Genomic DNA, 13,407 nt, shown 5'->3' on the forward strand with positions numbered 1-13,407 from the left:
CACGCACACCGACCACCGCACCGAGAACCTCCGAGGAGATGTCGCAGGATGACTGGTACCGAGGCCGGAGCAGCCGGCCGGGACGCGCTGCGCGCCGAGTTCCTGCGCCGCCGGCTCGCGGGGGAGGCGAGCGGGCGGCGGACGGTCATCGCGCGCGCGGACCGCGGCCGGCCGCTGCCGCTCTCCTCCGGCCAGCGGCAGATGTGGTTCCTGAACCGGCTGGAGCCCCAGAGCCCCGAATACCTGGTGCCGCTGGCCCTGCGGCTGCGCGGCGCCCTGGACCGCGGCGCCCTGGACCGGGCCTGGAACCGGCTGATCGCCCGGCACGAGATCCTGCGCACCCGCTACGCGATGGACGGGGGCGAGCCGGTACAGCTCGTCGACGCCGCGCCCGACGACGCCGTCCCGGCCGTGCACGACCTGTCGGCGCTTCCCGTGACGGAGCGCGAGGCGGAGGTGCGGCGGCGCTTGGCGCGCGAGAGCGGGCGGCCGATCGACCTGGAGCACGAATGGCCGGTCCGGGGGCTGCTGTTGCGGTGCGCGGACGACGACCACGTGCTCCTCGTCGTCGTGCACCACATCGCCTGCGACGCCTGGTCGACGCAGCTGCTCGCGGACGAACTCGCGACGGGCTACCGGGGGTTCGCCGCGGGCGGCGACGGGGAGGCGGCGGCCGAGGCGGACCGGACGGCGCTCCAGTACGCGGACTACGCCGCCTGGGAGCACGCCCGGTCCGCGAGCCCGGCACTGCGCCGCCGACTGGACCACTGGCGCGAGCGGCTGTCCGGGCTCGCCCCGCTGGACCTGCCGTCCGACCGGCGCCGTCCCGCGGTACGCGGCCACGACGGCGACGCGGTCACCGCCCGGCTGCCGGCCGGCCCGGCCCGGGCGGTGCGCGCCCTCGCCGACGACCACTCCACCACCCCGTTCGCCGTGCTGCTCACCGCGTACCAGGCCCTGCTGTCCCGGTACACCGGCGCCACCGACATCCCGGTCGGCACGGTGGTCTCCGGGCGCGGCCGGCCCGAATTGCAGCGGATGATCGGCTACGGCATCAACAGCCTGGTGCTGCGTACCCGTTGGGACGGCGACCCGGCCTTCGCCACCCTGCTCGACAGCGTCCGGGCGACCGTGCTCGACGCCTTCGACCACCAGTCGGTCCCGTTCCCGCTGCTCGTCGCCGAACTGGAGCCGGAACGCGACCGCTCCCGCACCCCGCTCTTCCAGACGCTCTTCACCCTGCGGGAGCCGACCGTCACCGACGACCGGCTGCCGGGCCTGCGCGTGGAACACCTGGCCCCGGCCCGGCCGCGCGCCCGGTTCGACCTGGCCCTCGTCGCGGAGGCGGACCTCGACGGTTACGCCCTGCGCCTCGAATACGCCACCGAGCTGTACGACCGGACCACCGCCCAGCGTTTCCTGGACCACTTCGTCCGCCTGGTGACCGGTGCCGTGGCCGCCCCGGACACCCCGGTCTCGGCGCTGGAGCTGCTGGACGCGGCGGAGCGGGCCGAACTCACCGCGGTGCCCCGTCCGCCGGCCGGCGACCTCCGCACCGTGCCGGAACTCTTCGCCGCGCAGGCGGCCCGCACCCCCGGCGCCGTCGCCGTCGTCGCGGGCGGACAACGGCTGACGTACGGCGAACTCGACGCCCGGGCCAATCGGTTGGCCCACCACCTCGCCGCGCTCGGCGTGGGACCGGAGAGCAGGGTCGGCATCTGCCTGGAGCGGGGCGCCGAGCTGCTGCCCACCCTGCTCGGCGTGCTGAAGGCGGGCGGGGCGTACGTCGCGCTCGACCCGGCCCTGCCGGACGACCGGATCGCGTTCATGCTGCGCGACGCCGGCGTCACCACGGTGGTCACCGACCGGGCGCACACCGGCCGGCTGGCCGGTCCGCGTCCGGCCCGGCTCGTCGTCCTGGACGCCCCGGACGAACGGCGCTCGATCGCGGCCCGGCCGCGCACGGCCCCCGCCGCGGACGCCGGACCCGACGGGCTCGTCTACGTCATCTACACCTCGGGTTCCACCGGCCGCCCCAAGGGCGTCGCGGTCACCCACCGCAATGTCGTACGGCTGCTCGCCACGGCCCGCCCGCGGCTGGGCTTCGGGGCCGGTGACGTGTGGTCGATGTGCCACAGCCACGCCTTCGACGTCTCCGTCTTCGAGATGTGGGGCGCGCTGCTGCACGGCGGCACCCTGGTCGTGGTCCCCGCCGAGGTCACCCGTTCACCGGACGACCTCATCGCGCTGCTGGCCGCCGAGCGGGTGACCGTGCTCAGCCAGACACCGTCCGCCTTCCGGGGCCTGGTCGCCGCCGCCGCGGCGGACGACCCGCGGCTGACCGGGCTCGCGCTGCGCACCGTCGTCTTCGCCGGGGAGCGCCTGGACGTCCCGGAACTCGCCCCGTGGGTGAGCAGGATGGGCCTCGACGCGCCCCGCCTGGTGAACATGTACGGCATCACCGAGACGACCGTGCACGCCACCGCGCACCGGGTCACCGGGGCCGATCTCGACCCCCGCGCGGGCAACCCCGTCGGCCGGCCGCTGGCCGACCTCGCGCTGCACCTGCTCGACGCCCACGGCCGTCCCGTGCCGGCCGGGGCCCGGGGAGAGATCCATGTCGGCGGGCCCGGGGTGGCCCGCGGCTACCTCGGCCGGCCCGCGCTGACCGCCGAACGGTTCGTGCCCGATCCCTTCGGCCCGCCCGGCGCCCGCCTGTACCGCTCGGGCGACCTGGCCCGCCGCCGGGCCGACGGCACCCTGGAGTTCCTGGGCCGCGCCGACGACCAGGTCAAGGTCCGCGGCTACCGGATCGAACCCGGCGAGGTGAGCGCCGCCCTGACCGCGGTGGACGGCGTCCGGGAGGCGGTGGTGCTGGTACGGGACGGGCGGCTCGTCGCCTACGTCGTCCCGGAGGGCGCGGCCCCGCCCGGCGGCGGTGAACTGCGCGGCCTGCTCGGCCGGACCCTGCCCGCGTACATGGTGCCCGCCCACGTCGTGGCGATCGACTCCATACCGCTGACGACGAACGGCAAGGTGGACCGGGCCGCCCTGCCCGCCCCCGGCGCGGACCACGCGGGGGAAGGCGGCGTCGCGCCGCGCACCCCCGCCGAGGAGCGGATCGCCGCGGTGTGGCGGGACGTCCTCGGCCTGCCCCGGATCGGCGTGCGGGACAACTTCTTCGACCTGGGCGGCGACTCGATCCGAGCCGTGGAACTCGTCGGGGAGCTGCGCGCCGCCGGGGTCGACGTCGCCGTCCGCGATGTGTTCGCGGAACGCACCGTGGCCGGTCTGGCCGCACTGGCCGCCGGCCGGACGGCCGCCGGGACGGAACCCGCGGTCCGGCCGTTCGAGCTGGTCCCCGCCGAGGACAGGCCGCGGCTCCCGGCCGGGCTGAGCGACGCCTACCCGATGTCGCAGACACAGACCGGCATGGCCGTCGACCTCCTCACGGGCGAGGGCCGCAGCAACTACCAGAACGTCGCCTCCGGGCGCATCCGCGACGCACGGCCCTTCGACGCGGCCGCGCTGCGCGAGGCGGCCCGGTACCTCGCGGACCGGCACGACGTGCTGCGCACCTCCTTCGACCTGGACAGCTACTCCGTGCCCCTGCAACTGGTGCACGAGGACGCCGACATACCCGTCGAGGTGCACGCGCTGCCCGGTCTCGGCCCGGACGAGGTACGGGCGCGGCTCGCGGAGTTCCACGAGCGGGAGCGGACCGACCTCCTCGACCTCTCCCGCGCCCCGCTGCTGCGGATCGCCGCGCACCGCACGGACGGGGGCTGGTGGCTGTCCGTCACCGAGTTCCACGGGATCGTGGAGGGCTGGAGCTACCACTCGCTGCTGCGCGAACTGACCGAGCTGTACTTCGCGTTCCGCGACGGCCAGGGCCCCGCGTCCCGGCCGCAGGCCCCGGTCCGCTACGCCGACGCGATCGCCGGCGAGCTGCGCGCCCTGGCCTCGGACGAGGACCGCGCCTACTGGACGGGCGTGGTCACGGACCGTCCCCCGTTCTCGCTGCCCGCCGGATGGGGCGACGGCGAGGGCCCGTACGAGGACTTCTGGGAGTCGGTGCCCTTCGCCGACCTGGAGGACGGGCTGCGCGCGCTGGCCTCCGCCGCCGGCGTCTCGTTCAAGAGCGTGCTGGTCGCCGCGCACGGCAAGGTGCTGAGCGCGCTCACCGACCAGCCGGAGTTCACCAGCGGCGTGGTCACCCACATCCGGCCCGAGACGGCCGGGGCCGACCGTGTCTACGGCATGCACCTCAACACCGTGCCCCTCGCCTTCGACCGCCGCGCCCGCACCTGGCGGGAACTGGTGCGGTCGGTCTTCGACCGCGAGGTGGAGATGTGGCCGCACCGGCGCTTCCCCATGCCGGAGATCCAGCGGCTCGCGGGCGGCGGACGGGTCGTCGACGTGCTGATCAACCACGTCGACTTCGACCGGCTCGACAACGCGGCCTTCGACCGGGACAGCATCATCGCGCCCGGCACCACGGAGTTCCAGCTGGCGGTGACCACCCTCAACAAGAACATCGGGCTGAAGACCAGCACCCGGGTGCTGAGCCGGGTGAACGCGGCCCGGGTGGCGGGGATGTACCGGTCCGTGCTGGAGGCGATGGCGGCCGACCCCGACGGCGACGCGCGCGGCATCCGGCTGCCCGCCGGCGACCTGCGGGTGATCGAGGAACTGCGGCGGCCCGCCGGCGCGTACACCGGTCCCCTGCTCCCCCGGCTGATCGCCGAACAGGCGGCCCGCACCCCGCACGCGCCCGCCGTGTCCGCCGGGGAACGCACCCTGACCTACGCCGAACTCGACGCCCGCGCCGACCAGGTGGCCCACCGGCTGCGCGCCCGCGGCGCCGGACCCGAGACCGTGGTCGGGGTACGGCTGGACCGCGGCACGGACCTGATCTGCTGCCTGCTCGGCATCTGGCGGACCGGCGCGGCCTATCTGCCGCTCGACCCGGACCAGCCCGCCGCACGGGCCCTCGGGACACTCGCCGACGCCGGTGCCCGGCTGGTCCTCACCCAGGAGAAGTCCGCCGCCGAGCTGGACCACCCGGGTGTACTCGCGGTCGACACGGACCTGTTCGCCGACGCCCCCGCCGCACCCGCCGGGTTCCCGGAGCCGCCCGCCGACCCGGACCGGCTCGCGTACGTCGTCTACACCTCGGGCTCCACCGGCCGTCCCAAGGGCGTGCAGGTCACCCACGGGGCCCTGGCCGGGCACATCGCCTGGGCGGCCGACCGGCCGGCGGGCGGCGCCGGGGGCGGAGGCGGCTCCGCGCTGTTCTCCTCGTACGCCTTCGACCTCGTCGTCCCCAGCGTCTGGGCGCCGCTGACGGTCGGGCAGCGGCTCTGGCTGCTGGAGCCGGACGCCGATCTGTCCGAGCTGGGCGCCCGGCTGTCGGCGGCCGGCCCCTTCAGCTTCCTCAAGCTGACCCCCGGCCACCTGGAGGTGCTGAGCCGGCAGCTGGACGCGGAGCGGGCCGCCGCCCTGGCCCGGACGGTGCTGGTCGCCGGCGAGGCGTTCCCGGGACCGCTGGCCGACCACTGGCGCGCCCTGCTCGGACCGGGCCGGCTGATCAACGAGTACGGCCCCACCGAGGCCACCGTCGGCACCTGTGTGTACGGCGTCGACGGCGCGCAGGGCGAGGAGACCGTGCCGATCGGCCGGCCGCTGCCCGGGATGAGCATGCAGGTCCTGGACGCGGACCGGTGCCCGGTACCGGTCGGTGTCGTCGGCGAACTCCACATCGGCGGCGCCGGCGTGGCCCGCGGGTATCTGGGCCGCCCCGCGCTGACCGCCGAACGGTTCCTGCCCGACCCCTGCGGCCCGCCCGGGGCCCGGATGTACCGCTCCGGTGACCTGGCCCGGATACGGCCCGACGGCAACGTCGCCTTCGTGGGCCGCGTCGACGACCAGGTGAAGGTGCGCGGGCACCGCGTCGAGCCGGGAGAGGTGGCGGCGGCCCTGAGCGCCCGGCCCGGTGTGCGGGAGGCGGTGGTGGTGGCCGCCGGGGGACAGCTGGTCGGTTACGTGGTGCCGGACCCCGAGGGGGTGCTGCCGCCGGCCGCGGAGCTGCGCGAGGCGCTCGGGCGGTCCCTGCCCGCGTACATGGTCCCGTCGTTCTTCGTGGAGCTGGCGTCGCTGCCCCTGACGGCGAACGGCAAGGTGGACCGGGCCGCCCTGCCCGCGCCAAACCCGCAGTCCCTCGCCCGCGAGCGGTACGTGGCCCCCCGTACGGCCGTCGAACGGCGGCTCGCCGAGGTGTGGGCGAAGACCCTGGGGCTGTCCCGGGTGGGCGTGCGGGACGGCTTCTTCGAGCTGGGCGGGGACTCGATCCGGGCGGTCGCCCTGGTCGGCGCGGCACGGGCGGCCGGGTTCGACGTGACGGTACGGGACGTGTTCGCCGTGCGCACCGTTGCGGCCCTGGCCGAACTGGCCGCGTCCCGGCCCGCGGCGACGACCCGGGCCGTCGCGCCGTTCGAGCTGATCGACGAAGCGGACCGGGCGAAGCTGCCGGCGGACGTGACCGACGCCTACCCGATGGCGCAGACGCAGCTCGGCATGGTCGCCGAGATGCTGGCCGACCGGGAGTTGCACCGCTACCACGGGGTGGCCTCGTTCCGCATCCGCGACGAGCAGCCGTTTTGTGCGGACGCGCTGACCGCGGCGGTCCGCGCCGCCGTCGAACGGCACGAGGTGCTGCGTACCTCCTTCGACCTCGGCGGCTACTCCGCGCCGATGCAGTTGGTGCACGCCGAGGCGACCGTCCCCGTCGAGGTCGGCGATCTGCGCGGGCTCCCGCCCGAACGGCTCCGCGAGGCGCTGCGGGAGTTCCAGGCCCGCGAACGGGCCGACGTCCTCGACGTGTCGAGGGCCCCGATGCTGCGGATCAGGGCGCACCTCGCCGACGACGGCTGGTGGCTGACGATGGTCCGATGCCACGCCATCACCGAGGGCTGGAGCAACTACAACCTGCTGATGGAACTGCTCGACGGCTACCGCGCCGCACGCGACGGCACCGAGCCGGAGCGGGCCGATCCTCCGCAGGTCCGCTACGCCGACTTCGTCGCCGGGGAACTGCGCGCCCTGGCCTCCGACGAGGACCGCGCCTACTGGACGGACGTCGTCGAACGGCACCCCCGGTTCACCCTGCCCGAGGACTGGGGCGATCCAGCGGCGCCGGGCGAGCGGTACGTGCTGCGGGTGCCGGTGCACGACCTGGAGGACGGGCTGCGGGCCTTCGCGGCCCGCGCCGAGGTCTCCCTCAAGAACGTGCTGCTGTCCGCCCACCTGACGGTGATGAGCGGCCTGAGCGCGGAGAACTCCCTGTTCACCGGGCTGGTGTGCGACGCGCGTCCGGAGGCGGCCGGCGCCGACCGGGTGCACGGCATGTACCTCAACACCCTGCCCTTCGTCTTCGAGCAGGGGCGGCGCACCTGGCGGGAGCTGGTGCGCACGGTCCACGACCGCGAGGTGGAGCTGTGGCCGCACCGGCACTTCCCGATGCCCGAGATCCAGCGCATCGCGGGCGGCGGACGGCTCGTCGACGTCTCCTTCAACTACCTGGACTTCCACCAGGTCGACACCGAACGCGTGGACGTCGCCTCGGCGTTGGCCGACGGCAACACCGAGTTCGCGCTCGCCGTGACCACCCTCGCCGGCCACATCGGGCTGAGCAGCCGCACCTCGGTGCTCGGCCGGGCGCACGCGGAGCGGCTGGGCGGGCTGTACCGGGCCGTGCTGGAGGCCATGGTGGCGGACCCGGAGGGGGACGCCGACGCGCGGCTGCTGCCGGACGGCGACCACGAGGTGCTGACCGGGCTGGACCGCACGGCCGCGGTGCGGGAGGCCGACCGGCCGGACCTGCTGCCGGCGCTGTTCGCCCGGCAGGCGCGCCGCACGCCGCAGGCGGTCGCCGTCCTCGACGGCGCCGACCGCATGAGCTACGCCGAGCTGGACGCCCGCTCCGATCAGGTGGCGCACCGGCTGCGCGAGCTGGGGGCGGGCCCCGAGTCGGTGGTCGGCGTGGTGCTGGAGCGGGGTGCCGAACTGGTGGCCTGTCTGCTCGGCGTCTGGAAGGCGGGCGCGGCCTATCTGCCCGTCGACCCGGACCAGCCCGTCGAGCGCGTCCGCCGGCTGCTGGACGACGCGGGCGTCCCGATCACGCTCACCCGCCGGGACACCGCCCCGGGCCTGGACCGCCCCGGCACCCTGCGGACCGACGAGCACCCCTTCGACGACGCCCCGGCCACTCCCCTGCCCGTGGTCGCGGAACCCGCCGGCCCGGCCTGCGTCATCCACACGTCGGGATCGACGGGCCGGCCCAAGGGGGTGCAGATCACCCACGGCGGCCTCGCCGCCCGGGTCGCCTGGACCGTGCGGCAGCACCGCCTGGGGGCGGGCGACCGGGTGTTGCAGAAGACCTCGATCGGCTTCGACGCGGCGGGCTGGGAGCTGTTCGCCCCGCTGGTCTGCGGCGGCACGGTGGTCTGCGCCCCGCCCGGCGCCGAGCGCGATCCGGGCGCCGTGCTGCGGGCGGTCGCCGAGCACCGGGTGACGGTGTTGCAGGCGGTGCCGTCCGTGTGGCGGCTGCTCGTGGACACCCCGGGCTGGGAGCGGTGCACCTCCCTCCGGCTGCTGTTCTCGGCGGGCGAACCGCTGGACGGCGACCTCGCCCGACGTCTGCTGTCCCGGCCGGGCCCCGAGCTGTGGAACACCTACGGGCCCACCGAGTGCACCATCGACGTCACCGCCCACCCCGTGCCGCCGGACGCGGCCGGCCCGGTGCCGATCGGCCGCCCGCTGCCCGGCACCGTGCTGCGGGTGCTGGACGCGCGGATGCGGCCGGTGCCGGTCGGGGTCACCGGCGAGCTGTACGCCGGCGGCAGCGGGGTGGCCCGCGGCTACCTCGGCCGCCCGGGCCTGACGGCCGAACGGTTCCTGCCGGACCCGGCGGGCCCCGCCGGTGCGCGGCTGTACCGCACGGGTGACCTGGCCCGCGTCCGTCCCGACGGGACCGTCGAGTTCCGGGGCCGCGCCGACGACCAGGTGAAGGTGAACGGCGTCCGCGTCGAACCCGCCGAGGTCACCGCCTGCCTCCTCGCCCGGCCGGACGTCCGGGCCGCCGCCGTCGTGCCCCGGCGGACCGACGACGGCGGGAAGCGGCTGGTCGGTTACGTCGTACCGGCCGGCCCCGACCCGCTCGATGCGGGGGAGGTGCGCCGCCGGCTCGCGGCCGAACTGCCCGCCGCCATGGTCCCGGCCGCCGTCGTCGTGCTGGACCGGCTGCCGCTGACCGCGAGCGGCAAGCTCGACCGGCGTGCCCTGCCCGACCCCGAGCCCGGCGCGAGCCGGGAGTTCGTGGCGCCGGGCACCCCGACCGAACGGGCGCTCGCGGAGATCTACGGGAGCGTCCTCGGGCTGGACCGGGTCGGCGCCCACGACCACTTCTTCGACTACGGCGCGGACTCACTGCTGATCATCAAGGTGATCGCCGCGGCACGACGGCGGGCGCTCCCGCTGACCCTGCGCATGCTCTACGAGTACGACACCCTCGCGGCCCTCGCGGCGGCACTCGGACCGGCGGCGGACGCGACAGACACGACGGTCCGGACGGACCGGACGGAAGGACGGGACATGCCAGTCGAGGAGACACGGCGCATGCGGGGCGTGCGGGAGGTCCGGGTGGCGGCGGAGGAGATGCTGGAGGCGATGCGGCGGGCCCGGGTGCCCGGCGTCGCCCTCGCCCTCCTGGAGGACGGGGAGATCGTCTCCGCCGAGGGCTACGGGGTGACCGCCGCCGACCGGCCCGAGCCGGTCACCGCCCGCACGCCCTTCCAGGTGGCCTCGGTCAGCAAGCACGTCACCGTGCTGGCGGTCCTGCAACTGGTCTCCGAGGGCCTGCTCAACCTGGACACCGACATCAACCGCATGCTCACCTCCTGGCAGGTTCCGGACAGTTCGGGCATCACACTGCGCGAGCTGCTGAGCCACCAGGCGGGCCTCAGCCATGTCCGCCCGACCAACTTCCTGCCCACCGAGACGATGCCGAGCGTGCTCGACGTGCTGACCGGGCGGCCGCCGGCCGGCAACGAGCCGGTGCGCGCGGAACACCCGGCCGGTGCCCGGTTCCGCAAGACCAACATCAACTACTCGGTGCTCCAGACCCTGCTGGAGGATGTGACGGGCGAGCCGTTCGAGGCGCTGATGCGGCGCCTCGTACTCGACCCGCTGAAGATGACGGACAGCAGCTTCGACCAGTCCTACCCGCACCGTTGCGCTGTTCCGGTCGCCATCGGGCACGACCCGCAGGGCGCCCCGATCGCCGGGCGCTGGCGCGTCCGCAACGAGGTGGCGGCGGGCGGGCTGTGGGCCAGCGCCGTCGACCTGGCCAAGGTGGCGCGGGAGATCCGGCGGGCCCACCGCGGAGAGCCGGGCACACTGATCACCCGGCCGCTGGCGCAGCAGATGCTCACCGTCTGGCATCCGGGCAGCTTCTACGGCCTGGGCACGGTGCTGGACGACACGGGCGGCGACGTGGAGTTCGGGCACGGCGGCCGCACCGTCGGTTTCCGCGTCGCCACCTTCACCCAGCTGGGCAGCGGCGAGGGCCTGATCGTGCTCGCCAACGGAGAGTCGGGCCGGCGCATCCAGGCCTTCGTCGCCGATGCCGTGCGCCGGGCCGACGGCCGGGTCCTCGCCGGCCGGATGAGCGGCCAGTGGCTGTCCGCGCCCGACGTCCCCGTGGAGGCCCCCGAAGGCGTCCCGGCGGACCTCCCGGTGCGTGGCTCCGACCGGGGTGCCGCGGATGAATGAGCACCTGCTGCGGGCGGTGGGCCGGCGCCCCGACGCCGACGCGTACGCGGTCCTCGTGCGGCTCACCGGCCCGGACGTGCCGGGTGGCGTCTGGACGGCCGCCGAAGGCGTGGCCGATCCCGGCACCGGGGAGCCGGCCGGGCCCCTGCACCGGTTCCGGATCGGCGGAGTCACCAAGGTCTTCGTCACCACGGTGCTGCTCGGCCTGGTGGGCGAGGGCGCGCTCGACCTGTCCGACCCGGTCGAGCGGCTGCTGCCGGGCCTGCTCCACCCGGACATCACCGTCCGCCAGCTGCTGGACCACACCAGCGGCCTCGCCGACGAGAGCGACGTCCGCTACAACGACACCGCGTGGTTCCTGAAGCACCGGTACGACACCTTCACCGCGCACGAACGCCTGGCCCTGCCGCGGGCACTGCCGCTCTCCTTCGCACCGGGCACCCGGCAGCAGCTGACGCGGGCCAACCACGAGGTCGTCGCGCTGGTCATCGAGCGGATCACCGGCCGCGGCCACGCGCAGGAGATCGAGGACCGCGTGCTGCGCCCGCTGGGGCTGTCGGCGACCTCGCTGCCGGGCACCGATCCCACGCTGCCGCGCCCGCACCTGCGGGGGTACGACCTGGGTGTCGACGTCACCGAGCACAACCCCAGCATCCACGGGCCGACCGGTGAGATGATCTCGAACCTGCCCGACCTGGACCGCTTCCTGGTCGCCCTGGTGGGCGGTGAGCTGCTGCCCGCCGCGCAGACCGAGGAGCTGTTCCGGCTGCCCGGTGTCCCGCACGTGCGGGGGCACGCCGGGTACGCGGCGGCGGGCCTCGACCGGCTGGTGCTGCCCGACGGGGTCGAGGTCTGGGGCATGGCCGGGGTGGTGCACGGTGCCCTCGCCGGCATGGTCACCACCCGTGACCTGCGGCGCCGACTCACCTATGCGGTCAGCCCGACCGAGCGGGGCACCGAACGGCTGCCCCCGGTGGGCCAGCGGCTCCTCGCGGCCGCCTTCAGCGAACGGTTCTGGCCGACCGCCCGGATGATCCCGGGCGCGGTCGCGGCGGACGCGGAGGGCTGAGGCGTTCAGTCCTCGGCGACGCGGATGATCGTCCTGCCCGAGGTGTGCTCGCCGGGGGCGAAGGCGCAGGGGGCTTCGGCGAGCGGACGCACAGCGCCGATGAACGGCTTGAGCCGGCCGTCCCGCAGCCGCGTGGCGAGGTCGGCGAGCCGGGCGCGATCGGGTTCGACGACGAAGAAGACCGCCCGTCCGTCCCTGGGCCGGACCCTGGGCGGCATGACGATGGTGACCAGCGTGCCACCGGGCCTGACCAGGGCGGCCGAGCGGTCGAGGACGTCGCCGCCGATCACGTCGAACACGACGTCGACGTCACCGGCGTCCTCCAGCTCGTCGGTCTCCAGGTCGATGAAGGTGTCGACGCCGAGTGCGAGTGCCCGGTCCCGGCCGGAGGCCCGGCCGGTGCCGATGACGCGGGCGCCGGCCTCGCGGGCGAGCTGTACCGCGATCGAGCCGACGCCGCCGGCGGCACCATGGATCAGGACGGTCTGGCCCGTGGTGAGGCGGCCGTGGTCGAACAGGCCCTGCCAGGCGGTCAGCCCGGAGACCGGCAGCACGGCGGCCACGGTGTGGTCGACGTCCGCTGGTGTACTCGGCGAGCGTGCCGTTTCGGGCCCAGTCGGCCAGCCCGAACACCCGCTGTCCGACGCTCAGTCCGGTGGTGCCGTACCCCAGCTCCGCGACGACACCGGACAGTTCGTGCCCGGGCACGCTCGGCGTCCGGTCGCGGCCGGCCCGATCGGTCCACGTGGCGGGCCAGTCCAGCTCGCCCCGGGTGAACCCGGCGGCGTGCACCCGCACGACGACGTCGTTCTCGGCCGCGTGGGGGTAGGGCATGTCGGTCAGGGACATCCCGGACGGACCGGCGTGGCGGTCTCGCACAGTGACGGCTTGCACAGGGGTCCTTACGCAGGTGCTCGGCGGCTACACGGTGGATGTATGCCGTGCCGCTCGATCGATCTCACCTGCCCGGGCGTCTTCTTTCGCCGTCGTGCCTCATTCGGCAGGGATGCGGAACTCGAATTCGGGACGGTCCCACGGCACGGCGGGCGGGTTCGCGCGCGCGGTCCCCGTCCGCACCGCGCCGACGCGGTGGTAGAAGTCCTCGGCGGGAACATGCGACACGACCTTGACACGGTCGATCCCGGCGGCTCGGGCCTCGGACCGCATGTGCGCGACGAGCATGCGCCCGATTCCCCGTCCTTGCGCCTCGTCGGCGACGAACAGCAGGTCGAGCTCCGGTGGCGCGAGGACGAGCGAGTAGAACCCGAGGACCTGGTCCCCGTGCTCCCCGGCGCCGACGGCGACGAAGGCGCGGTGGGCCTCCAGGTAGTCGGGACCGACCCGGTAGCCCGCGACCGCGGCCGCGTACTGCCCCTTGTAGGCACCCGACCCGCGCACGAGCCGCGTGAGCCGTTTGGCGTCCCGCGCGACGGTCCTCCGTATCGTGATCTGCCGGCTGACCGGAGAATTGCGTGAACCCATCGGGCGAGTATGTCGCACCGGGCAGC

General features: G+C 75.0%; 3 protein-coding genes and 1 pseudogene. 2 read left to right on the forward strand and 2 right to left on the reverse strand.

Going from position 1 to position 13,407, the window contains the following annotated elements; all coding sequences use genetic code 11:
• Positions 1–48 precede the first annotated feature (48 nt).
• Positions 49–10,830 carry a non-ribosomal peptide synthetase gene (locus FRZ03_RS08595; protein ID WP_146464571.1) on the forward strand — a complete coding sequence of 3,594 codons (10,782 nt, stop codon included), beginning with the start codon at positions 49–51 and terminating at the stop codon, positions 10,828–10,830.
• Entirely contained in the window at positions 10,823–11,899 is a 1,077-nt protein-coding gene (locus tag FRZ03_RS08600) for a serine hydrolase domain-containing protein (RefSeq protein ID WP_146464572.1), read from the forward strand. The genes FRZ03_RS08595 and FRZ03_RS08600 overlap by 8 nt, the downstream gene beginning before the upstream one ends.
• A 5-nt stretch (positions 11,900–11,904) precedes the next feature.
• Here the strand turns inward: FRZ03_RS08600 and FRZ03_RS08605 are convergent.
• A pseudogene (locus tag FRZ03_RS08605) lies at positions 11,905–12,793 on the reverse strand (NADP-dependent oxidoreductase).
• Between the two features lie 99 nt (positions 12,794–12,892).
• Positions 12,893–13,381, reverse strand: coding sequence for a GNAT family N-acetyltransferase (locus FRZ03_RS08610; protein ID WP_146464573.1), 489 nt, complete (start codon positions 13,379–13,381; stop codon positions 12,893–12,895).
• Positions 13,382–13,407: the final 26 nt, after the last annotated feature.

The organism is Streptomyces misionensis, from assembly GCF_007896895.1.
GTDB lineage: Bacteria > Actinomycetota > Actinomycetes > Streptomycetales > Streptomycetaceae > Streptomyces > Streptomyces misionensis_A.

What these genes read in the sequence shown, in the direction of transcription:
- FRZ03_RS08595 (WP_146464571.1), top strand. Translation starts at nt 49, where the DNA reads ATGACTGGTACCGAGGCCGGAGCAGCCGGCCGGGACGCGCTGCGCGCC.
- FRZ03_RS08600 (WP_146464572.1), top strand. Translation starts at nt 10,823, where the DNA reads ATGAATGAGCACCTGCTGCGGGCGGTGGGCCGGCGCCCCGACGCCGAC.
- FRZ03_RS08610 (WP_146464573.1), bottom strand. Translation starts at nt 13,381, where the DNA reads ATGGGTTCACGCAATTCTCCGGTCAGCCGGCAGATCACGATACGGAGG.